20 protein-coding genes are annotated in these 21,253 nt (G+C 65.4%); 10 read left to right on the top strand and 10 right to left on the bottom strand.

The genetic code is table 11. The features are described 5' to 3' along the window. Positions 1 to 8: 8 nt before the first annotated feature. From lpxD to DVH29_RS13960, 5 genes are read left to right on the top strand one after another with little or no spacing between them, the layout of a single operon-like run. Positions 9 to 1,031: a UDP-3-O-(3-hydroxymyristoyl)glucosamine N-acyltransferase gene (gene lpxD / locus DVH29_RS13940; RefSeq protein WP_114646804.1), complete on the top strand. Its 1,023-nt coding sequence runs from the start codon at positions 9 to 11 to the stop codon at positions 1,029 to 1,031. Between the two features lie 14 nt (positions 1,032 to 1,045). Next, a complete protein-coding gene (gene fabZ / locus DVH29_RS13945; protein WP_114646823.1) occupies positions 1,046 to 1,516 on the top strand; it encodes a 3-hydroxyacyl-ACP dehydratase FabZ in 471 nt (156 codons plus the stop codon). Beyond that, positions 1,513 to 2,322 carry an acyl-ACP--UDP-N-acetylglucosamine O-acyltransferase gene (gene lpxA, locus DVH29_RS13950; RefSeq protein ID WP_114646805.1) on the top strand — a complete coding sequence of 270 codons (810 nt, stop codon included), beginning with the start codon at positions 1,513 to 1,515 and terminating at the stop codon, positions 2,320 to 2,322. The genes fabZ and lpxA overlap by 4 nt, the downstream gene beginning before the upstream one ends. Beyond that, the gene (locus DVH29_RS13955; RefSeq protein ID WP_114646806.1) at positions 2,319 to 3,146 is read left to right on the top strand and encodes an LpxI family protein; all 828 of its coding nucleotides are present in this window, start codon (positions 2,319 to 2,321) and stop codon (positions 3,144 to 3,146) included. Before lpxA ends, DVH29_RS13955 begins: the two co-directional genes overlap by 4 nt. After that, on the top strand, positions 3,139 to 4,266 hold the full coding sequence (locus DVH29_RS13960) for a lipid-A-disaccharide synthase (RefSeq protein ID WP_158541680.1): 1,128 nt from the start codon (positions 3,139 to 3,141) through the stop codon (positions 4,264 to 4,266). The genes DVH29_RS13955 and DVH29_RS13960 overlap by 8 nt, the downstream gene beginning before the upstream one ends. A 9-nt stretch (positions 4,267 to 4,275) precedes the next feature. Here DVH29_RS13960 and gltA read toward each other — a convergent pair whose 3' ends face one another. Further along, positions 4,276 to 5,565: a citrate synthase gene (gene gltA / locus DVH29_RS13965; RefSeq protein ID WP_114646808.1), complete on the bottom strand. Its 1,290-nt coding sequence runs from the start codon at positions 5,563 to 5,565 to the stop codon at positions 4,276 to 4,278. Between the two features lie 169 nt (positions 5,566 to 5,734). Continuing rightward, positions 5,735 to 7,159, bottom strand: coding sequence for a glutamate--tRNA ligase (gltX, locus tag DVH29_RS13970; protein ID WP_114646809.1), 1,425 nt, complete (start codon positions 7,157 to 7,159; stop codon positions 5,735 to 5,737). A gap of 78 nt (positions 7,160 to 7,237) precedes the next feature. Here gltX and DVH29_RS13975 point away from each other — a divergent pair, with 78 nt between their 5' ends. Then, entirely contained in the window at positions 7,238 to 9,358 is a 2,121-nt protein-coding gene (locus tag DVH29_RS13975) for a ComEC/Rec2 family competence protein (protein ID WP_114646810.1), read from the top strand. Here the strand turns inward: DVH29_RS13975 and lexA are convergent. The 8 genes from lexA to DVH29_RS14015 all read right to left on the bottom strand — a co-directional run bounded on the left by lexA (position 9,352) and on the right by DVH29_RS14015 (position 17,648). Beyond that, complete coding sequence (gene lexA / locus DVH29_RS13980) at positions 9,352 to 10,059, bottom strand: transcriptional repressor LexA (RefSeq protein WP_114646811.1); 708 nt, start codon at positions 10,057 to 10,059, stop codon at positions 9,352 to 9,354. The genes DVH29_RS13975 and lexA overlap by 7 nt on opposite strands. 103 nt (positions 10,060 to 10,162) lie before the next feature. Beyond that, on the bottom strand, positions 10,163 to 11,353 hold the full coding sequence (locus DVH29_RS13985; RefSeq protein ID WP_114646812.1) for a molybdopterin molybdotransferase MoeA: 1,191 nt from the start codon (positions 11,351 to 11,353) through the stop codon (positions 10,163 to 10,165). After that, a complete protein-coding gene (gene moaC / locus DVH29_RS13990; RefSeq protein WP_114646813.1) occupies positions 11,350 to 11,835 on the bottom strand; it encodes a cyclic pyranopterin monophosphate synthase MoaC in 486 nt (161 codons plus the stop codon). The genes DVH29_RS13985 and moaC overlap by 4 nt, the downstream gene beginning before the upstream one ends. 1 nt (position 11,836) lies before the next feature. Further along, on the bottom strand, positions 11,837 to 12,634 hold the full coding sequence (gene trpC / locus DVH29_RS13995; protein WP_114646814.1) for an indole-3-glycerol phosphate synthase TrpC: 798 nt from the start codon (positions 12,632 to 12,634) through the stop codon (positions 11,837 to 11,839). Then, the gene (gene trpD, locus DVH29_RS14000) at positions 12,631 to 13,644 is read right to left on the bottom strand and encodes an anthranilate phosphoribosyltransferase (RefSeq protein ID WP_114646815.1); all 1,014 of its coding nucleotides are present in this window, start codon (positions 13,642 to 13,644) and stop codon (positions 12,631 to 12,633) included. The genes trpC and trpD overlap by 4 nt, the downstream gene beginning before the upstream one ends. A 19-nt stretch (positions 13,645 to 13,663) precedes the next feature. After that, on the bottom strand, positions 13,664 to 14,260 hold the full coding sequence (locus DVH29_RS14005; RefSeq protein ID WP_114646816.1) for an anthranilate synthase component II: 597 nt from the start codon (positions 14,258 to 14,260) through the stop codon (positions 13,664 to 13,666). Continuing rightward, the gene (gene trpE / locus DVH29_RS14010; RefSeq protein ID WP_114646817.1) at positions 14,261 to 15,772 is read right to left on the bottom strand and encodes an anthranilate synthase component I; all 1,512 of its coding nucleotides are present in this window, start codon (positions 15,770 to 15,772) and stop codon (positions 14,261 to 14,263) included. Positions 15,773 to 15,779: 7 nt separating this feature from the next. After that, positions 15,780 to 17,648: a peptidylprolyl isomerase gene (locus tag DVH29_RS14015; protein WP_114646818.1), complete on the bottom strand. Its 1,869-nt coding sequence runs from the start codon at positions 17,646 to 17,648 to the stop codon at positions 15,780 to 15,782. Positions 17,649 to 17,820: 172 nt separating this feature from the next. Here DVH29_RS14015 and tpiA point away from each other — a divergent pair, with 172 nt between their 5' ends. From tpiA to DVH29_RS14035, 4 genes are all read left to right on the top strand, one after another. Then, positions 17,821 to 18,576 carry a triose-phosphate isomerase gene (gene tpiA, locus DVH29_RS14020; RefSeq protein ID WP_114646819.1) on the top strand — a complete coding sequence of 252 codons (756 nt, stop codon included), beginning with the start codon at positions 17,821 to 17,823 and terminating at the stop codon, positions 18,574 to 18,576. A 145-nt stretch (positions 18,577 to 18,721) separates the two neighbouring features. Beyond that, on the top strand, positions 18,722 to 19,249 hold the full coding sequence (gene secG / locus DVH29_RS14025) for a preprotein translocase subunit SecG (protein ID WP_114646820.1): 528 nt from the start codon (positions 18,722 to 18,724) through the stop codon (positions 19,247 to 19,249). A 110-nt stretch (positions 19,250 to 19,359) separates the two neighbouring features. Further along, positions 19,360 to 20,988 carry a CTP synthase gene (pyrG, locus tag DVH29_RS14030; protein WP_114646821.1) on the top strand — a complete coding sequence of 543 codons (1,629 nt, stop codon included), beginning with the start codon at positions 19,360 to 19,362 and terminating at the stop codon, positions 20,986 to 20,988. Between the two features lie 2 nt (positions 20,989 to 20,990). After that, positions 20,991 to 21,179, top strand: a complete 189-nt coding sequence (locus DVH29_RS14035) for a DUF4169 family protein (protein WP_114646822.1) — start codon at positions 20,991 to 20,993, stop codon at positions 21,177 to 21,179. The last annotated feature ends 74 nt before the right edge of the window (positions 21,180 to 21,253 follow it).

The raw sequence follows: 21,253 nt of genomic DNA on the forward strand, positions 1-21,253 counted from the left end.
GGTCCTCCATGATCGATACACGCTTCCATCACTGCACCGGTCCCATTGCGCTGACGGACCTGCTCGGCCGGGCCGGGCATGCCGATCTCAGGGATCGGGTGGTCGATGATATCGAGATAACCGGCGCCAGCGATCTCGAGGATGCCGTGCCGGGCAATTTCTCCTTCGCGGCCAGCAAGGCCTATTCCGCAGACCTGTCGCAGAGCCAGGCCAGCGTCGTTCTCGTCGTTCCCGATCTCGCCGCCGCCGTTCCCGCCCATGCCCAGGCGATCGTCTGCGACAAGCCCTATGACGTTTTCGTCGATCTGATCGGCGTGCTCTATCCCGACGATACCCGCACTGTGGCGCTGTCCGCCCTCGCGACTGAACCTTTGCCCACCATCGAACCCGGCGCCCGCATCAGCGCCTCGTCGGCGATCGGGGCAGGGGCGCAGATCGGAACCGGGACGGTGATCGGCCCCAACGTATCCATAGGCGCCGGGGTCACCATCGGCCGCGATTGCATCATTGGCGCCAATGTCTCCATCGAATGCGCCCATCTGGGCGATGGCGTCGTGCTGCAGCCCGGCGTGGTCATCGGCGGGGAGGGATTCGGCTTCCAGCTCCGCCCCGACCGGCATCGCAAGATCCCCCAATTGGGCCGCGTCATCATCCAGGACCGTGTCGAGCTCGGCGCCAATTGCACCGTCGACCGCGGCACCCTGGGCGATACGGTGATCGGGGAAGGAAGCAAGATCGACAATCTCGTCCAGGTCGGCCACAACTGCCGCATCGGGCGCAATTGCGTGATTTCCGGCATGTGCGGACTGAGCGGTTCGACGATCCTGGAAGACAATGTGGTACTGGGCGGCAATGTGGGGATTGCAGGACATCTTACAATCGGGGCCAATTCAGTGGTATTGGCTCGGTCCGGGGTCACCCATAGTTTCCCGGCCGGCTCCAACATTGCCGGCGCGCCGGCTCAGGATGTCAGGACATGGAAACGAGAGATGGCGGCCTTGAAGCGTGTGGCGAAGGGGAGTTTACGGTGACTGGTACAACTGGGCTGGAGCAGAAGGCCGACAAAGAGCTTTCGACGATGCAGATCGATGCGATTCTCAAGGCCTTGCCCCATCGCTATCCCTTCCTGATGATCGATCGCATCATCGATATCGATGGCGACGACTCGGCCATCGGCATCAAGAACGTCACCTATAACGAGCCGCAATTCACCGGCCACTTCCCGGGCGAGCCGATCTTTCCGGGCGTTCTGATCATCGAGGGCATGGCGCAGACCGCCGGCGCCATCGTCATCAACCTCGAGAATCAGTCGGGCGGCCAGCACAGCGTCTATCTGTTGACCATCGACGCGGTGAAGTTCCGCAAGCCGGCGCGGCCCGGCGACCGGCTGGAATACCACATCAAGAAGATTCATCGCCGCAAGACGGTGGGCCGCTACGAAGCCAAGGCCAAGGTGGATGGCGTCGTGGTCGCGGAAGCGGAAATCGGGGCGATGATCGTCAGGGAATCAGAGTGACTGCCTTGATCCATCCCACGGCCATCGTCGCAGAGACCGTCACGCTGGGCGAGAACGTCACCATCGGACCCTATTGCGTGGTCAGCGGGGATGTGGTGCTTGCCGATGGCGTAAGGCTCGTCTCCCATGTGTCCCTCGACGGCCGGACCACTGTCGGCCCCCGCACGACGATCTATCCCTTCTCCTCCATCGGTCACCCGCCGCAGGACCTCAAATTCGAGGGCGAGCCCAGCACGGTGTCCATCGGGGCCGATTGCACCCTGCGCGAATATGTGACGATCAATCCCGGCACCGCCGGCGGCGGGATGGAAACGGTGGTGGGAAACAATTGCCTGCTCATGGTGGGCGTCCACATCGCCCATGACTGCCGCGTCGGCAATCACGTGGTGATGGCCAACCAGGCTTCGCTCGCCGGTCACTGCATCGTCGACGATTATGTGCGCTTCGGCGGCATTTGCGGCGTGCACCAGTTTGTGCGCATCGGCGCGCATGCCTTCGTCGGCGCGATGAGTTTCGTCGAGAACGACGTCATTCCCTATGGCTCGGTCCTGGGTAACCGGGCCTATCTGGGCGGGCTCAACCTGGTGGGCCTCAAGCGCCGCAAGTTCGATCGCGAATCGATCCACGCGCTGCGCGCCGCCTATCGGATGATCTTTTCCAACGAGGGCACGCTGCGCGAACGCATCGAGGATGCGGCCGAGATATTCAAGGGCGAAAAGCTCGTGGAAGAGGTGATCGACTTCATCCGCAAGCCGTCCGAACGCGCCCTGTGCATGCCCCGCAACGGGGTCGAGACCGCGGAATGACCGGCAAAGGGCGTCTCGCCCTTGTCGTGGGCTCCGGAGACCTGGTGCCGCAAGCCATAGAGGCCGCGCGCGCTGCCGGGTGGGAGGTGCGCGTGCTCAGCCTGCATGAGCGCGACGACCTCGCGGCCGAAAATCCCTTCCAGATCAAGGTCTCCCGGCCCGACCAGGTGCTGCGGGAGATCCGTGCGTTCAAGGCCACCCATGTCTGTGCGGTCGGCGGGTTCCACATGAGCGACCGGGAGCGGGAAACTTTTGCCGAATTCGCCGGCGACCGGGAGGCGCGCAGCAGGGGAGACGGCAAGCTCTCGCAACTGGGCTCCGCGCTCCTGAAGATGCTCGGACTGCCCTTTATCGGCGTGCACGAGATCGTCCGCGACCTGCTGGCCCCGGAAGGGGTGATCGGAGCCGTCACCTCCGATGACGATCTGCTTCGCGTCATGAATTTTGCGTTCGACGCCGTCCGCCGGGCCGGCACCTTCGATCTCGGCCAGGCCCTTGTCGTGGCCGGCCAGCGCGTCATCGCGACCGAGGACATTGCCGGCACCGACGAATTGCTGCACCGATGCGCGGCGCTGAGACAGCGCGGCCTCATCGGCGATGGCCGCGCCACGCTGGTGCTGGCCAAATCCTCCAAGCCCGGCCAGCCGCTGCATGTCGATATGCCAGCGGTCGGCCCCCAGACCATTGCCGGCGCCATCGAGGCCGGCATCGTGGCCATCGTGGTTGAGGCGGGACGCACCCTGATGATCAATCGCGAGGAGATGGTGGCGCGTGCCGATGCCGCCGGAATCGCCTTGTTCGGCATCGCCGCGCGCGATGGCTAGCGCATTCCTTCTGGCCGGCGAGGCCTCGGGCGACCGGATCGGAGCCCGGCTGATGGCGGGGCTGCACCGACGCGTCCCGGGCATCGCCATCACCGGGGTTGGCGGCGAGGCCATGGAGGAGCAGGGGCTGCAAACCCTGTTCCCCCTCGATGACCTGGCGGTGATGGGCTATCGCGACGTGCTGCTGCGGTTACCGCTTCTCCTGTGGCGCGCCCACGAGGTGGTCCGGCATATCCTTGCGACGCGTCCCGACGTCGTCGTCCTCATCGACGCGCAGGTGTTTTCCAAGGTCGTCGCCCAGCGCCTGCGCAAGCGAGGATTCAAGGGACGCATCATCCTCTATGTCGCCCCCGCCGTCTGGGCCTGGGGAGCCGAACGCGCCCGCAAGCTCGCTGGGCTTTTCGACGAAGTGCTGAGCGTCCTTCCCTTCGAGCCCCGGGCCATGCTGCGCCTCGGCGGCCCCGAGACAGCCTATGTGGGCCATCCGGCCGTCACCCGCTATGCGCAGCGCGCGCAGCCTGTCGAAACCGGGCCGTTGCTCCTGCTCCCCGGCAGCCGGAAAAGCGAAATCGACAAACATCTCGATCTGCTGCGGGCCGTGGCACAACGGGTGGCCGGGCAGGAGGCGGTCAGCGGGTTCGTGATCGTCTCGACGCGCAGCCAGGCGGCCTATATTGCCAAACGCGTCGGCCAATGGCCGTTCGCCGGCACCATCGCCTCCACGGAAGACCAGCGGACCCTGGCGTTCGCGACCGCCGTCGCGGCGGTTGCCGTAAGCGGAACCGTAACGCTCGAACTCGCCCTGGCGGGGATTCCCCACGTGATCACCTATGTGGCCGAGCCCATGCAGGTCCGGATGTTCGAAAAGGCGACCGTCAAGCATATCGGACTGCCCAACCTGATTGCCGGCGCCGAGGTGGTGCCGGAAATCCTGTTTGCCGGCCGAGGCGAGCCGCAGCGCCTCGAGGAGGCCGTCGCACGTCTGCTGGAAAATCCCGGCGTACGCGAGGCGCAGGCCCGGGCCTTCGTCCATATCCGTTCCCTGATGGAAAAAGGGGCTCCCGAGGCGCCCCTTCAAGATCCGGTCGAGCGGATCGCCGCTCACCTTGCCCTGTCCTAAGTCTTTCGCCTAGCGATCGCCCATCGCGACATATTCGCGACGCACGGGCCCGTTGTAGAGCTGGCGCGGCCGGCCGATTTTCTTCTGCGGATCGGCGATCATTTCCTTCCACTGGGCAATCCAGCCCACGGTGCGCGAAAGCGCGAAAATCGCCGTGAACATGGAGGTGGGGAAGCCGATGGCGTCGAGAATGATGCCCGAATAGAAATCCACATTGGGATAGAGCTTGCGTTCGACGAAATAGGGGTCTTCGAGCGCAATCTTCTCCAGAGCCTGCGCCACCTGCAGGGTCGGGTTGTTCTCGACCCCGAGCAGGCCGAGCACTTCGCGGGCCGATTCCTGCATCACCGCGGCGCGCGGATCGTAATTCTTGTAGACGCGGTGACCGAAGCCCATCAGGCGGAATGGGTCGTTCTTGTCCTTGGCGCGCTCGATGAACTCGGGAATGCGATCGACCGTGCCGATCTGCCGGAGCATGTTGAGCGCGGCTTCGTTGGCCCCTCCATGCGCCGGGCCCCAGAGGCAGGCAACGCCCGCCGCGATGCAGGCGAAGGGATTGGCGTCCGAAGACCCGGAAAGCCGAACCGTGGAGGTCGAGGCGTTCTGCTCGTGATCGGCATGCAGCGTGAAGATGCGGTCCATCGCCTTGGCGACGATCGGATTGACCTGATATTCCTCGGCCGGAACGGCAAAGCACATATGCAGGAAGTTCGAAGCGTAATCGAGGTCGTTGCGCGGATAGACGAAGGGCTGGCCGACCGAATACTTATAGGCCATGGCCACGATGGTCGGCAACTTGGCGATCATCCGGATCGAGGCGATCTCGCGCTGCTGGGGGTCCGAAATATCGGTGGAGTCGTGATAGAAGGCGGCCATTGCCCCCACGACGCCGGTGACGATGGCCATCGGGTGCGCATCGCGACGGAAGCCCCGATAGAAATAGTGCATCTGTTCGTGCACCATGGTGTGGCGGGTGACGCGATTGTCGAAATCGGCCAGTTCCGCCTTGCTGGGCAATTCGCCGTAGAGCAGCAGGTAACAGACTTCGAGATAGGAGCTTTTCTCGGCCAGTTGGTCGATCGAATAGCCCCGATAGAGCAATTCGCCGACATCGCCGTCGATATAGGTGATCGCGCTGTCGCAGGCTGCCGTTGAAGTGAACCCGGGATCGTAGGTGAACAATCCCGTTTTTGCGTAAAGCGAGCGGATGTCGATGACATCGGGGCCAACAGTGCCGGCCAGAACGGGGAACTCGTAGGTTTCCCCGCCTAGCGACAGCTTGGCTGTATTATCGCTCATGAAATGCCTCCCGGAGTTATGGCTCAAGGAACCACGAGACGGAGCTCGTACGATCTGAGCGCGCAACGACATCAAAAAATGTCAGGTTTGGGTATCCGAATTTCGAGAGCCGCGCAACTAAGTCATGGCTCTTGACGTATAGGGGAAGGCGAATGGCAGCCCCCACAAACTAGACCGCTCCGCCGACAGCGTCGGACAAGCGCCCCAGGCTTTCCTCACGCCCGATGAGCGTCATGACCTCGAAGATGCCCGGAGAAACGGTGCGTCCCGTCAGCGCGGCGCGCAGCGGCTGGGCGATCTTGCCCAGCTTTACCCCCGCACCTTCCGCATAGGTCCGAACCGCATCGCCGATCGCATCCAGCGACCAATCTTCCAATTGCGCCAGCCGGTCACCGAGATGGCGCAGATGCTCGAGATTTTCCGCAGCGAGCTGGTCCGAGGCCTTTTCATCCATAGCCAGTGGGCGCGCGGCGTAAATGAACTGGGCGAGATCGATCAGCTCCAGCACCGTCTTGGCGCGGGGCTGTAGTTCGGGCAGTGCGGCAAGAACGGTGACCTTGTTGGCGACGAGCCCGGCATAGTCGGCATTGCGTCCAGTTTCCGAGGCGGTGTCGACCATGATGTCATAGAGATGGGCCGGCTCGGCGCTGCGGATACAATGCCCGTTCAGATTGTCAAGCTTGACGAAATCGAACCGCGAAGCGCCCTTGTTCAGCGCCTCGAGCGAGAACCACTCGACCATCTGGTCGGTGGAGAAAATTTCGTCGTCCCCATGCGCCCAGCCCAGCCTTGCCAGGTAGTTGCGCAGCGCCTCGGGCAAATACCCCATCTGGCGATAAGCTTCGACCCCCATGGCGCCGTGGCGCTTCGAGAGCTTGGCCCCGTCCGGGCCGTGAATCAGCGGGATATGGGCCATTTCGGGCACGTCCCAGCCCATGGCCCGATAGATGACGATCTGCCGGGCGGCATTGGTCAGGTGGTCATCGCCGCGAATGATGTGCGTCACCCCCATATCGTGGTCGTCGACCACCACCGCATGCATATAGGTGGGGGTGCCATCGGAACGCAGGATGATGAAATCATCGAGGTTTTCGGCCCGGAACACCACATCGCCCTGGACATGGTCCTTGACCACGATTTCCCCCGATTCCGGAGCCTTGACCCGAATGACGGGATCGACGCCCTCGGGAGCCTCGGAGGGATCGCGATCGCGCCAGCGTCCGTCATAACGGGGAGGACGCCCTTCCGCGCGGGCCTTTTCCCGCATCTCGGTCAATTCCTGCGGCGAGCAATAGCATTTGTAGGCCTTGCCATTGGCGAGCATTTCATGGGCGACGGCCGCGTGGCGGTCTGCGCGCTGGAATTGGGAAATCGGTTCTCCGTCCCATTCGAGCCCCAGCCAACTCATCCCGTCGAGAATGGCCGCGACGGCCGCGTCGGTCGACCGCTCCCGATCGGTGTCCTCGATCCGCAGCAGCATCTTGCCGCCCATCTTGCGGGCAAAGACATAATTGAACAGGGCCGTGCGCGCGCCCCCGATATGGAGAAACCCGGTGGGAGAGGGCGCAAACCGCGTGACGACGGGAGTGTTCATTTCATCATACCGTTTGGAGAATTCATGGGGCGGTGTGTACCATAGCCCGCGTCCAGCGCAAGAGAAGGGGCTCGCGCAATGGTCGACTTTCCCGGCACCCGGTCGAGAGGGGCTGTCCGGCCCGCAGGACACGTGGTCCGGCGGGGCGGTATCCGGGCGCTCGCCGCAACCCTGGGCACCGCAATCGCCGACGCGGCGGCCCAAAGGCGCCTCTTCATCCTCTGGCCCTTCGCCATCATTCTGGGGCTGATCGTCTATCGCGTGCTGCCACAGGAGCCGCAGATCGGCAGCCTGGCGGCCGGGGGCGTCGGATTGGCCGCCGCAGGGCTCTGGAGCCGGCGGCATCGCTGGCTGGGTATGCTCTTTCAATTGGCCGTGATGGTGTGGGTCGGCCTCGCTCTGCTGCCGCTTCACGGGTTTTTCCTTGGCACAAACATGCTCCAGCAGGCGCGCTATGGCACATATTCGGCCCATATCGATGCCGTGCTGTCCGATGATGGGGAAAGCCAGCGCTGGATCATCTCCGACATTTCCGGGGAGCCGGACTGGGCGGTTCCCGACGTGCAGCGCGCCCGGGTGACGGTGAATGGCGGTCCGAGCGTTTCCTCCGGCGACCGAATGACGGTGCGCATCCGCTTCTATCCCGTGCCGAGCCCCGCGGTTCCGGGCGGATACGACTCCCAGTTCATCAGCTATTTCGAAGGGATCGGGGCCTTTGGGACAGCTCTGGGCGATGTGACGGTGGCGCCCCGGGAAACCGGCGCCCTGTGGAACGGCATAAACACGCTGCGCGCGGCCATCACGGCACGGCTGGTCGAACGGCTGGGCGACAGGATCGGCGGGATCGCCACGGCGCTGATCACCGGCGATCAAAGCCGGATTTCCGAGGGCGATTATGACGTCATGGCGGCGGCGGGGATCGTGCACGTCATCTCGATCTCCGGGCTGCACCTGACCCTGGTGGCCGGCACCATGTTCGCGACGGTCCGGCTGCTGCTCGCGTTCGGCCATGGGCTGACCCAGCGCGTCTCCATCAAGAAAATCGCTGCCCTGTGCGGCATCGTGACGGCATTCGGCTATATGCTGCTCTCGGGCATGGTGATCCCGGCGGTGCGCTCGACCATCATGATCGTCCTGATCTTTGCGGCGATCATTGCCGGGCGGCAGGCGCTGACCATGCGCAATGTGGCGATCGCGGCGCTGATCATCATTGCATTTCAACCCTCTACGATCTTTCGCGCCTCGTTCCAGATGTCGTTCGCTGCCGTCGTCGCCCTGATCGCCGGATATGAGATGATGCGCAGGCAACGCGAGGACCGCGCTGCGCCGCCGCCCAACCGCGCGCTCAGGATGACCGCCGATGTCTCGATCACCAGCCTTATCGCCGGTCTCGCAACGGTGGTCTTTACGGCGTTCCATTTCCAGCAGACGGCGCCGTTCGGGGTGCTGGGCAATCTGATGATCATGCCGTTCGTGAGTTTCGTCCTGATGCCGTCGGCCTTGTTCGGGACCTTGCTGATGCCCCTGGGACTCGAGGCGCCGCTGGTGGCGACGCTCGGCTGGTCGATCGAGGCGATGTTGTGGAGTGCCGAGTTCGTGCGTACCATCAGCGGAGGCTTCGATCCCAGTCCGATCCTTGCGCCCTCCGCCCTGGTGGTGACGCTTATCGCCTTGGGATGGCTGGCATTTTTCCGCACGCGCCTGCGCCTGGCCGGCCCGATTTTGGCTGTGCCCATCATTGCCCTGTTCTGCCTCGAACGCGTGCCGGACATCATGATCGCCGACCAGACGCAGGCGGTTGCGGTGCGCCATGGGGGCGCCATGGGGCTGATTGCCGGGCGGACCGGCACTTTTGCGACCAATGTCTGGTCGGAGCGGTACATGCTGGAGATCGCGGGCCGGCACGAGGCGACCCGGTGCGATGCCCTGGGCTGTTTAATCGTTTCGGATCAAGGCTATACGGTGGCGCTGGTCAAGGATCGCGCGGCGTTCGAGGAGGATTGCAGGGTGGCCGATATCGTCATCGCCCGCATTCCTGCCCCCAAATCTTGCGAAAACGAGGCCGAACTTGTGGTCGATATGTGGGGTTTGAGGGACTATGGGACGCATATGGTGGCGTGGAATGGGCCTTATGCGCGTCCTTATGTGCAGACGGCGATCGACAACCCGAACCGCCCCTGGCGGCCCGGCGCTCAGTAGCGCCGCATCAGGCCGACCAGCCGGCCCTGGACCTTGACGCGATCGGGGCCGAAAATCCGGGTTTCGTAAGCGGGATTGGCCGCTTCCAGAGCGACGGCATTTCCCTTTTTCCTCAAGCGCTTGAGGGTGGCTTCCTCATCGTCCACGAGAGCGACGACGATCTCCCCGCTGCCGGCCGAATCCTGCTTGCGGATCAATACGGTGTCGCCATCGAAAATGCCCGCATCGATCATCGAATCCCCGCGAACCTCAAGGGCGAAATGCTCGCCCGAGCCCAGCATTTCGGGGGGGACGGTGATGGAGTGGGAATGGGTCTGGATGGCCTCGATGGGGGTGCCTGCGGCAATGCGGCCCATGACTGGAATGGTGACGGAAGCCCCGGATTCCGGGCCTTTCGGAATGGATCGGGCCGGGGATTTCCCAAGATTGCCCTCTATGACGCTGGGCTCGAACCGCGCCTTGCGCCCCCCGAGCGAGGGGTTCATGGAATCGGGGAGCTTGATGACTTCCAGAGCCCGCGCCCGGTTGGGCAGGCGGCGGATGAAGCCGCGTTCCTCCAGCGCCGTGATCAGGCGATGAATCCCGGATTTCGATTTGAGATCAAGGGCTTCCTTCATCTCGTCGAAGGAGGGGGGGATGCCGCTTTCCTTCATTCGCTCATGAATGAACATCAAAAGTTCATGCTGCTTGCGCGTCAACATGGCTGGCCCTCGGCGATCACGAATCGGAACAAATATTGAACTTTTATACGTGTTCCGGAAATGTTCCGCAAGTCATTGCCAGCGAACATGGCGAATATTCGCGCTAAAAACGTTGTACTTCGATGTTGTGCCCGCGCTTGAGGCCGGAAGAATGCTCCTTGTGCACGATGAGCACATCGGCCCCGGCCACCGAGGAGAGATGGCCGCTGTCGATCTGCCGGACGGGCTCGACCGCGGTGCCAAGATCGGGATCGGAAATCAGGCGTCCGCGCAGGAAGTGCCGGCGGGCGGCATTGGGCCCGAGATCGGCCGCGAGGGGCAGGTATTGGGGGGCAGGGGGCCGCGCCCCGACCAGGGCCAGAACGGCGGGCAGGACGAAGATGCGCGCGGTGACGAGGGAAGAGACCGGATTGCCCGGCAGGCCGAAGACGAGGGTCTTGCCGCGGCGGCCGAACATCAGCGGCTTGCCCGGTCGCATGGCGATGCGCCAGAAGTCGATGGCGACCCCCTTGGCCTTGAGCATCTCCTGGACCAGATCGTGCTCGCCGACGCTGGCGCCGCCGGTGGTGATGAGAATATCGGGCTCGGCGTCGAGCGCCCGGGCCAGCGCCGCGCCCAAGGCCTCGCGACTGTCGGGGGCGATGCCGTGATCGGTGATCGGGCCGGCATGGGGGGCGAAGAAGGCGGCAAGCCCAAGGGAGTTGGAGGCGACGATCTGGTCGGGCCCGACCGGATGGCCCAGCGGCACGAGCTCGTCGCCGGTGGCGAGGATGCCGATACTAGGGCGACGGGCGACCGCGAGCTCGGACACGTTGCCGGCGGCGATGAGCGCCAGCCGGTTGGGCGTGATGGCGGCGCCGGCAGCCGCGAGGACGTCGCCCTCGGCGAAATCCTCGCCGCGATAGCGGATGGAGCGGCCCGACAGGACATCGGCCTCGAAGGTGATGGCGGCGCCCTCAGCCCGGGTTTCCTCCTGCATGACCACGGCGTCGGCGCCGGGAGGGACCGGCGCGCCGGTGAAGATGCGCACGCATTGGCCCGGCCCCACGGCGCCGTCGAACCGCGCCCCGGCCTGGGACGTGCCGATCATCTGGAGGGTGGCGCCGGGATGGACGTCGGCGGCGCGCACGGCATAGCCGTCCATGGCGCTGACGTCGAAGGCCGGGTTGAAGAGGCGGGCGCGGACATCGGCCGCCGCGATGCGCCCGAGCGAATCGGGGAGGGCGACGGTCTCGCTGCCAAGCGGCCGGATGGCCGACAGGATGCGCTCGAGCGCTTCGTCAACGCTGATCATGGCTCTTGCCTTGTAAAATCGCCCGACTTGCCGCCGCTCTTGGACAGAAGGCGCAGATCGGTGATGGTCATGGATTTATCGAGCGCCTTGGCCATGTCGTAAAGGGTCAGCGCGGTGACCGAGGCGGCGGTGAGCGCTTCCATCTCGACGCCGGTGCGCCCGACGGTCTCCACCGTCGCCCGGATCGCTATGATGCCGGGCGCCGCGACCGGCTCGATATCGACGGTGATCCTCGTGACGGGGATGGGGTGGCAGAGGGGGATCAGCTCGGAGGTCTTCTTGGCGGCCATGATGCCCGCCACCCGCGCCACGGCCACGGCATCGCCCTTCTTGAGCGCGCCGCCGAAGATCGCTTCGACAATGGCCGGGGAGGCGTGCAACTCGGCCCCGGCCACGGCGCGGCGCACCGTCTCGTCCTTGCCGGCGATGTCGACGATACGCGCCGCGCCCTGCTCATCGAGATGGGTGAGCTTTTCCGCCATCCTATTGGCCGGTGAGCAGGGCGCTGGTGGCGATGGTGACATCGGGCTGGCGCATGAGGCTTTCGCCGACCAGGAAGCAGCCGATATCGGCCTTCTCCTCGATGCGGCTAACGTCCGCATGGGTGAAGATGCCGCTTTCGGAGACCAGCAACCGGTCGCCATCCACCATGCCGGCCAGGGCGATGGTGGTGTCGAGCGACACTTCGAAGGTGCGCAGGTTGCGGTTGTTGATGCCGATAAAGCCGCAACCCAGATTGAGCGCCCGCTCCATTTCCGGGGCGTCGTGAACCTCGACGAGGGCATCCATGTTCCATTCCCCGGCCGCGTCGATCAGCGCGCGGGCGGCGTCATCGTCGACCGAGGCGAGGATGACGAGGATGCAATCGGCACCCCAGGCGCGGGCCTCGGCGACCTGATAGGGCTCGAAAAGAAAATCCTTGCGCAGGGCCGGAAGGGAGGTCGCGTTGCGCGCCTCGGCGAGAAAATGCGGATAGCCCTGAAAGGAGGGGGTGTCGGTCAGGACCGAGAGGCAGGCCGCTCCGCCCGCTTCATAGGCCCGGGCCAGCGCGGCCGGCTCGAAATCGGCGCGAATGAGGCCCTTGGAGGGGCTGGCCTTCTTGACCTCGGCGATGAGGCCATAGCGCCCCTCGGCGCGTTTGGCGCGCAAGGCCCCGACGAAGTCGCGCGGGGCGTCCTGGTCGCGCGCCGCGGCTTCCACCTCGGCCAGCGGGCGCGCGGCCTTGGCGGCGGCGATCTCCTCGCGCTTATAAGCTTCGATCTTGCGGAGAATGTCGTTCATGCTGCACTCGCAATTGCAATGAGGCGATCAAGGGTCGCCCGGGCCTTGCCGCTGTCGATCATCTCGGCGCCCAGCGCCACGCCGTCGCGCAGCGTCTCGACGCGGTCGCTGACGATGAATGCCGCGGCGGCGTTGAGCAGCACGATATCGCGATAGGGGCCCTTGGCGCCGTCGAGCATGCGGCGCAATTCGGCGGCGTTGTGCTCGGGATCGCCGCCCACGATGTCGGCGAGGCTGGCGCGCGGCAGGCCGGCGTCTTCGGGAGTGACCTCGAAGGCGGTGAGATTGCCGTTCTTGATCTGGGAAACAAAGGAGGGGCCGGTGGTGGAAAGCTCGTCGAGCCCGCTATCGCCATGGACGACCCAGGCCGATTGCGCCTGGTTGGCGAGAAGGGCGGCTGCGACGGGTTCGACCCATTCGCGGTCATAGACCCCGAGGAGATAGCGCCTCGCCCCGGCCGGATTGGCCTGCGGGCCGAGCAGGTTGAACATGGTGCGCACGCCCATCTCGGTGCGGGCCGGACCCACATGACGCATGGCGGGATGATGGTTGGGGGCGAACATGAAGCCGATCCCGGCCTCGCGGATGCAGGCGGCGATGCGTTCGGGCGACAGGTCGAGGCTGATGCCAAGCTTTTGCAGCGCTTCGGCGGAACCGGACTTGGACGACAGGGCCTTGTTGCCGTGCTTGGCGACCGGAACCCCGGCCGATGCGACGACGAAGGAGGCGCCGGTGGAGATGTTGAGCGTCCCCGCGCCGTCCCCGCCCGTGCCCACGATGTCGATGGCTTCGGCGGGGGCCTCGACGGGCACCATCTTGTTGCGCAGGATGGAGACGGCGGCGGCGATCTCGCCCACCGTCTCGCCCTTGACCCGCATGCCCATGAGGAAGGCGCCGGTCTGGGCCGGGGTGGCGCCGCCCGACATGATGATCTCCATCACCTCGCGCATCTCGGTGCCGGTCAGGTCCTTGCGGTCGGCCAGCCGGTTGAGCGCCCCCTTGATGTCCATAGTCTCACTCCGATCCGGTTCAGGCGGCGCGGCCGGTGTTGAATTCGCGCGCGATGTTGAGGAAGTTCTGCAAGATGGCGTGGCCGTTTTCCGAGGAAATGCTCTCGGGGTGGAACTGGACGCCATGGACGGGCAATCCGGTATGCTGCAGGCCCATGATCTGCCCGTCCTCGGAGCGGGCGGTGACCGTCAGTTCGGCGGGCAGGCCGGGCTCGGCGACGACCAGGGAATGATAGCGGGTGGCCTCGAACTGCCGGTTCAGCCCCCGGAACACCCCGCGCCCGTCATGGGTGATGGTCGAGACCTTGCCGTGCATGAGGGCGGGGGCGCGGACCACCTCGCCGCCGAACGCCTGGCCCATGGCCTGCATGCCCAGGCACACGCCGAACAGGGGGATCTCGCCGGCAAAGCGCGCGATCAGCGGCAGGCAGATGCCGGCCTCGGTCGGGGTGCGCGGGCCGGGGGAGATGACGATGGCCTCGGGGGCCCTGGCGGCAATCTCGTCAAGGGTGATGCGGTCGTTGCGCACCACTTCGGTCTCGGCGCCCAATTCGCCGATATAGTGGACGAGGTTGTAGGTGAAGCTGTCGTAGTTATCGATGACAAGTACGCGCATCTATTGGCCCATCCTGGATTGGCCGGCATAGCGCAGCGCTTCCTCGGCAGCGCTGAACAGGGCGCGGGCCTTGTTCTCGCATTCGAGCTGTTCCAGCTCGGGCTGGGAATCGGCGACGATGCCGGCGCCGGCCTGCACATGCAGCTTGCCGTCCTTGAGGATGGCGGTGCGCAGGACGATGCAGGTATCCATGCGGCCATCGGCGCCGAAATAGCCCACGCAGCCGGCATAGATGCCGCGCCGGGCGATTTCGAGCTCGTCGATGATCTCCATGGCGCGCACCTTGGGCGCCCCGGAGACGGTGCCGGCCGGAAAGCCCGCCGAGAGCGCGTCGATATAGTCGAACTTGGGATCGAGCTCGCCCACCACATTGGAGACGATGTGCATGACGTGGGAATAGTATTCGAGGAAGAACTTGTCGGTGACCCTGACCGAGCCGATCTTGGCCACCCGGCCCACATCGTTGCGGCCCAGATCGAGCAGCATCAAGTGCTCGGAAAGTTCCTTGGGGTCCGAGAGCAGTTCCTCGGCCATCTCCCGGTCGCGCTCGGGGGTCGCGCCGCGCTTGCGGGTGCCGGCGATGGGCCGGATGGTGACCTCGCCCTCGTCGACCCGCACGAGGATTTCCGGGCTCGACCCGGCCACGGCGAAATCCCCCAGCTCGAGGAAGTACATATAGGGCGAGGGATTGGTGCGGCGCAGGGCGCGGTAGAGCGCCGAGGGCGGCAGGGTGAAATCGGCGGAAAAGCGCTGGCTGAGCACCACCTGGAAGATGTCGCCGGCGGCGATATACTCCTGCGCCCGGCGCACCATCGCGGCATAGGCCTCGCGCGAGGTGTTGGACTGGACCTCGATGGGGCCGAGGTCGACATCGGCGGCGCTGCGGGGCAGGGGCCCCTCGAGCCGGGCTATGGCCTCCTCGATGCGCTCCAGCGCCGATTGATAGGCCTGGCGGGCGGTGATGCCGGGGCGCGGATAGACCGGCGCGGTGAGGAACAATTCGTCCTTGAGAGTATCGAACACCGCGAGCGCCGAGGGGCGCATCATGATGGCGTCGGGCACGCCCAGCACGTCCGGGTTGGCGTCGGGCAACTCCTCCATGAAGCGGACCATGTCATAGCCCAGATAGCCGAACACGCCGGCCGAATTCGCGGGCAGGATGGACGGCATGTCGATGCGGCTCTCGGCGATCAGCGCGCGCAGGGCGTCGAGCGGCATGGCCGCGACCGGCTCATAGGCGTCCTCGCTGGTGCGGGCGCTGCGATTGATCTCGGCCCGGCCGTCGCGCACGCGCCACAGGAGGTCAGGCGCGAGCCCGATGATCGAATAGCGGCCGCGCTTGGCGCCGTCTTCCACCGATTCGAGCAGGAAGCTGTAGCGCTGCCCCTCGGCCAGCTTGAGATAGGTGCCGATGGGGGTTTCGAGATCGGCGACGACGCGGCGGTGCAGCACCTGGCCCTCGCCGGCCTCGTAGCGTTTCGCGAACAGGGTAAAGTCGGGGTCCTCTATCATGGCGGCCCTATTCGATCCCCACCACGAGATTGAAGGCGTCCTGGTTGATGCGGATGCCCGCATCCTGGCGCAGGCCTTCGACGAAGCTGGAATAGAGGAGGTCGGCAAAGTTGGCCGAAAGCGCCTGGGCGGCCTGAGACGGGGTATCGGCCGAGGCGGGGATGACATCGGTCACCTCGAACACCACGATGGTGCCCTCCTGGGTCGGCACATAGCCGGAATAGCCCTCGCCGCCCTGGAACGCGGCCTGGGTCACGTCCGCATCGAGCAGCGCCTGGGCGCCATTGCGGGTGAAGGTGCCGCTGGCCTGCGGGATCTGCCCCTGGGCGGCGGCGACGGAAAACAGGTCCGAGCCCGCATCGAGGGCCTCGACCATTTCCTCGGCGGCGCGGGTCATGGCGATCTCGGTCTGGGCGTCCTGCCAGGCGGCGATGGCCGCGTCGCGAACCTCGTCGAGGGTCTGGTCGCGGGCCGGACTCACCGATTCGAGCTCGAAGAACACGGTGCGGTTCGAGCCCAGATTGACCGCCGGGGTGAAGCGGGCCTCCTCGGAAGCGGCGAACACCGCCTCGACGATGCGCGCTGCCGCGTCCTGGGGCAGGGTGTCGATGGCGGCGAGCTGGGCGCCGTCGCGGGTGAGGGCGACCTCGTGCACTTCGAGTCCATAGGCGGCGGCGACGTCGGCCATGGGCCGGAAGGCGGCGCGCGCCTCCTCGATCTCGTCATAGACGTCGAGCAGCATGGTCTGCGCGCGGGCCTGGGCCAGCGATTGCGCGATCTGGTCGCGGACCTCTTCGAGCGGACGCTGCCCGGCCGGGGCGATGGCGCTGACCCAGACGACGCGCTGGCCACCCGCGCCCTCGATCACCGCGTATCCGCCCTCGTCGAGCCCGAAAGCGGCCTGGGCAAGGGCGGGATCGGTGATCTCGGCGGCGGTCAGCGTGCCGAGCGCGCTGACCCCGGTCTGCAACCCGGCTTCGGAAACGGCGCTGGCAAAGCTCTCGCCGGCCAGCAGCGCGGCTTCGAAGATGGCGGCGCTCTCGGCGTCGGGCAGGGGGAGCTGATGGATGGTGCGGCGCTCGTCTACGGCATATTGGGCCGCGGTGCGCTCATATTCGGCGGCGATCTCGGCCTCGCCGATCTCGATGCCCGCGGCGAGCGCCGGGACGGTGAGCGGCAGCAGGGTAATCTCGCGCGTCTCGACGGTGCGGAACCGGTTCTGGTTCTCGCTGAAGAACTGCTCGAGCTGCGCCTCCTCGGGGACGTCGCTCACCGCGAACAGCACGGGATTGAGCTCGACATAGTCGACGGCGCGCTGGTCGTTCTCATAGGAGCGGGCGATATCGAGCGCCACCTGGGGCAGCTGGACGCTGTCGAAGATGAAACCCACCTGCTCGCGGCCGGCCAGCTTGCGCTGGATGTTGAGATATTCCGCCTCGGTATAGCCGGACTGGCGCAGCATGGCGGCGAACTCGCGCGAGTCGAAAAGGCCCAGCGCGCTGGAAAAGGACGGGTCCTGGCGCACCAGTTGCGCCAGCCGTGCATCGGACGCCCCGAGCCCGAGCCGCTGGGTGAGCATATCGGCGGACGCCTCGTTGGCGAGGCGGACCAGCGCGGCATTGGGAACGCCATAGGCCACGGCGTCCTGCCCGACCGGCATGATGCCGGTCTGCTGCACGAACTGGTTGAGCTGGGCCTGATAGACGCGCTGGAAATCGCGCAGGGTGATGTTCTGGTCGCCGACGCGCGCGACCGTATTGGCGTTGAGATCGAGAAAGACCGAAGGAATGCCGAAACCCGCGACGGCAATGATGAGGATTCCGAGAAGGATCTTGGCGATCCAGCTGCGGCCGAAATTACGGAAATTATCGAGCATCTTGTTCCGATCGTTTAAAGGCCGGCTACAGCCTTATGTCTTAAATCCCTGGCCATATGGCCTTCGCGGCGCGCGCATAATAAACAGGGTGCAACCGGCGCTGCAAGGCACCCTCAGCGGGCCGGGTTAAGCCATTCCCATCCGCCGCGCAAGGCATAGAAAAGGACCATAGATGAGCACACCCACGCGACCGCTGATCGCCGGCAACTGGAAGATGAACGGCACCGATGCCGCGCTCGATGAACTGGCCCGTCTCAAGACCCTGCTCGGGGAGGCGCCGGGGCTGGCGGCCGAGGTGCTGGTCTGCCCGCCATCCACCCTGATCCACCGGGCGGCACAGATCGCCGAAGGCAGCGATTTCCGCGTGGGCGGACAGGATTGCCACTGGCTGGCCAGCGGCGCGCATACGGGCGATATCAGCGCCGCCATGCTGCTCGACGCAGGGGCCAGCCATGTGATCCTCGGCCATTCCGAGCGCCGCGCCGATCACGGGGAGACCGACGCCATCGTCAGGGAGAAGACGAAGGCCGCGCTCGCCGGCGGGCTCGTCCCCATCGTCTGCGTGGGGGAAACCGAAGCCGAGCGCGTGGAGGGGCGGGCGAATCGGGTGATCGCCGAGCAACTGGCCGGCTCGCTCCCCGACGAAAGCGGCGCCGGCCCGATGGTCATCGCCTATGAGCCGGTCTGGGCCATCGGCACCGGCCGCACGGCGACTTTGGCCGACATCGCCGAGATGCACGCGCATATGCGCGCATTGCTGGTCGAGCGCTTCGGGGAGGCCGGGCGCGCCGCGCGGCTGCTCTATGGCGGCTCGGTCAAGCCCTCGAACGCCGCCGAGATCCTGGCGGTGCCCGATGTGGACGGGGCGCTGGTGGGCGGGGCGAGCCTTATGGCCGACGATTTCTTCTCGATCGTCGTCGCGGCTTGACACGCGTGAAAAAGTCCCGATCTACGACTGGTCAATAAAGGGCTTTGCGTGTAGAACGCCGCGCAACCAGACACCGTTCAGCCTTGCCCGGCACGATGCGTGCAGGGCGGGGCTTGTAGTTTTTATCAAGGGACCAGAGCGTCGCATGGCCACAGTTCTTATCGTTGCCTATCTGTTGATCGTGATCGCCATGATCATCGTGATCCTGCTCCAGCGGTCCGAGGGTGGCGGGCTTGGCATGGGCGGTGGCGGCAATTTCATGTCGGCGCGCGGCTCGGCCAACCTGTTGACCCGCACCACGGCGATCCTCGGCACCTTGTTCATGGTGACCGCCATCGGCCTCACCATCATCAGCCAGACCGACCGCAGCTCGACCTCGATCCTCGATCAGGCCGCCCAGAACCCCGATGGCAGCCGCGCCACCGTGCTCGACGCCCTCGACGCGCTGGGGACCGGCGGCGATAGCGACCTCAACGTTCCCGCCCAGCCGGCCGGCGCCCAGGACGACCTGACCCCGCCGGCCGCAGACCCCGAAGCAGCGCCCGCGGATCTCGCGGTTCCGGCCGAGACGGCACCGGAGGCCCCGGCCGAGCAGGAGCCCGCGCAACCGGATGCGGCGCCCGCGGAAGAGACGGAACCCGAAGCGCCCGCCACCAGCACCACCGGCAACTAGGCGCAACGGAAACGACCAGAGAACGGGGATGGCGACATCCCCTTCTTTTTGTGTGGGAGCGTGCATGAGCGCGCTTCGAATCGAAGACGGCATATGTAAGGTAAACGTCCATGGCTCGGTACATCTTCATCACCGGTGGCGTGGTTTCCTCGCTCGGAAAAGGTCTGGCTTCGGCGGCGCTCGGCGCCATGCTCCAGGCGCGCGGCTACAAGGTCCGCCTGCGCAAGCTCGACCCCTATCTCAACGTCGACCCCGGAACGATGTCGCCCTACCAGCACGGCGAAGTGTTCGTGACCGATGACGGGGCGGAAACCGACCTCGATCTCGGCCATTACGAGCGCTTCACCGGGCGCTCCGCCAACCGGCAGGACAACATCACCACCGGCCGCATCTATTCCGACATCCTCACCAAGGAGCGGCGTGGCGACTATCTGGGCGCCACGGTGCAGGTGATCCCCCACGTCACCGACGAGATCAAGACCTTCGTCACCTCGGGCAATGAGGAGTTCGACTTCGTCCTGTGCGAGATCGGCGGCACGGTAGGCGACATCGAGGCGATGCCGTTCCTCGAGGCGATCCGGCAATTGGGCAATGAACTGCCGCGCGGCGACGCGGTGTTCGTGCACCTGACGCTGATGCCCTTCATCGCCAGCGCGGGCGAGCTCAAGACCAAGCCGACCCAGCATTCGGTCAAGGAATTGCGCTCCATCGGCATCCAGCCCGACGTGCTGCTGGTGCGCTGCGACCGGCCGATCCCGGAAGGGGAGAAGCGCAAGCTCTCCCTGTTCTGCAATGTCCGCCCCACCGCGGTGATCCAGGCGCTCGACGTCGCCTCGATCTATGACGTGCCCATCGCCTATCACGAGGAAGGGCTGGATGCGGAAGTGCTGGCCGCCTTCGGCATCAAGGATGCCCCCGAGCCCGATCTAGAAGGATGGCGCGAAGTCTCGCGCCGGGTGCACAACCCCGAAGGCGTGGTGAACATCGCCATCGTGGGCAAATATACCGGGCTCAAGGACGCCTATAAATCGCTCTCGGAAGCGCTGGCCCATGGCGGCATCGCCAACAACGTCAAGGTCAAGCTCGAATGGATCGATTCCGAGGTGTTCGAGCGCGACGACCCGGCCCCCTATCTCGAAGGCATCCACGGCATCCTGGTGCCCGGCGGCTTCGGCGAGCGCGGCGCGGAGGGCAAGATCAACGCGGCGCGGTTCGCGCGGGTGCGCGATGTGCCCTATTTCGGCATCTGCTTCGGCATGCAGATGGCGTGCATCGAGGCAGCGCGCAACACGGCGCATATCCCGCGCGCCAGCTCCACCGAATTCGGCCCCACCAAGGAACCGGTGGTCGGGCTGATGACCGAATGGGTGAAGGAAAACAGCAGGGAAGAGCGCGGCGAGGATGCAGATCTCGGCGGCACCATGCGGCTGGGCGCTTATCCGGCGCAACTGGTGCGCGGCAGTCGGGTGGCCGACATCTACGGCACCAACAAGATCTCCGAACGCCACCGGCACCGCTATGAAGTGAACATGAAGTACCGCAAGGTGCTGGAGGCCAATGGCCTGCTGTTCTCGGGCCTGTCGCCGGACGGAACGCTGCCCGAGATCGTCGAGCGCACCGACCATCCCTGGTTCATCGGCGTGCAATATCACCCCGAGCTCAAGTCGCGCCCCTTCGAGCCGCATCCCCTGTTCAAGTCGTTCATCGCGGCGGCGGTGGAGCAGAGCCGGCTGGTGTAGCGATGGGCGATCTCGTCAATCTGCGCCAGGCGCGCAAGACGAAGGCACGCGGCGAGAAGGAAAAGGCGGCCGCCGTCAATCGCGCCAAATTCGGCCGGACCAAGGCCGAGCGCGAGGCGGGCGCGCAGCAGGCAGAGCTCGAGACGAGGCGCCTCGAGCTTCACCGGCGTCAATCGGACAGCGAGGACTAGGTTCAATCGACATTCAGGATTCAATTCTGTCGGGGAGTGTGATTCATGGGTTTCCAGATTCAATGATCTGGAGG

This window comes from Pelagibacterium lacus (genome assembly GCF_003345525.1).
GTDB classification, from domain to species: domain Bacteria; phylum Pseudomonadota; class Alphaproteobacteria; order Rhizobiales; family Devosiaceae; genus Pelagibacterium; species Pelagibacterium lacus.

Bases quoted from the DNA above. Each gene is read 5' to 3' on its own strand.
- trpC (WP_114646814.1), bottom strand. From the start codon at position 12,634: ATGAACGACATTCTCCGCAAGATCGAAGCTTATAAGCGCGAGGAGATC.
- trpE (WP_114646817.1), bottom strand. From the start codon at position 15,772: ATGATAGAGGACCCCGACTTTACCCTGTTCGCGAAACGCTACGAGGCC.
- DVH29_RS14005 (WP_114646816.1), bottom strand. From the start codon at position 14,260: ATGCGCGTACTTGTCATCGATAACTACGACAGCTTCACCTACAACCTC.
- DVH29_RS14035 (WP_114646822.1), top strand. From the start codon at position 20,991: ATGGGCGATCTCGTCAATCTGCGCCAGGCGCGCAAGACGAAGGCACGC.
- DVH29_RS14015 (WP_114646818.1), bottom strand. From the start codon at position 17,648: ATGCTCGATAATTTCCGTAATTTCGGCCGCAGCTGGATCGCCAAGATC.
- DVH29_RS13985 (WP_114646812.1), bottom strand. From the start codon at position 11,353: ATGATCAGCGTTGACGAAGCGCTCGAGCGCATCCTGTCGGCCATCCGG.
- DVH29_RS13960 (WP_158541680.1), top strand. From the start codon at position 3,139: ATGGCTAGCGCATTCCTTCTGGCCGGCGAGGCCTCGGGCGACCGGATC.
- lexA (WP_114646811.1), bottom strand. From the start codon at position 10,059: ATGTTGACGCGCAAGCAGCATGAACTTTTGATGTTCATTCATGAGCGA.
- trpD (WP_114646815.1), bottom strand. From the start codon at position 13,644: ATGGACATCAAGGGGGCGCTCAACCGGCTGGCCGACCGCAAGGACCTG.
- DVH29_RS13975 (WP_114646810.1), top strand. From the start codon at position 7,238: ATGGTCGACTTTCCCGGCACCCGGTCGAGAGGGGCTGTCCGGCCCGCA.
- tpiA (WP_114646819.1), top strand. From the start codon at position 17,821: ATGAGCACACCCACGCGACCGCTGATCGCCGGCAACTGGAAGATGAAC.
- gltA (WP_114646808.1), bottom strand. From the start codon at position 5,565: ATGAGCGATAATACAGCCAAGCTGTCGCTAGGCGGGGAAACCTACGAG.
- gltX (WP_114646809.1), bottom strand. From the start codon at position 7,159: ATGAACACTCCCGTCGTCACGCGGTTTGCGCCCTCTCCCACCGGGTTT.
- pyrG (WP_114646821.1), top strand. From the start codon at position 19,360: ATGGCTCGGTACATCTTCATCACCGGTGGCGTGGTTTCCTCGCTCGGA.
- DVH29_RS13955 (WP_114646806.1), top strand. From the start codon at position 2,319: ATGACCGGCAAAGGGCGTCTCGCCCTTGTCGTGGGCTCCGGAGACCTG.
- moaC (WP_114646813.1), bottom strand. From the start codon at position 11,835: ATGGCGGAAAAGCTCACCCATCTCGATGAGCAGGGCGCGGCGCGTATC.
- secG (WP_114646820.1), top strand. From the start codon at position 18,722: ATGGCCACAGTTCTTATCGTTGCCTATCTGTTGATCGTGATCGCCATG.
- lpxD (WP_114646804.1), top strand. From the start codon at position 9: ATGATCGATACACGCTTCCATCACTGCACCGGTCCCATTGCGCTGACG.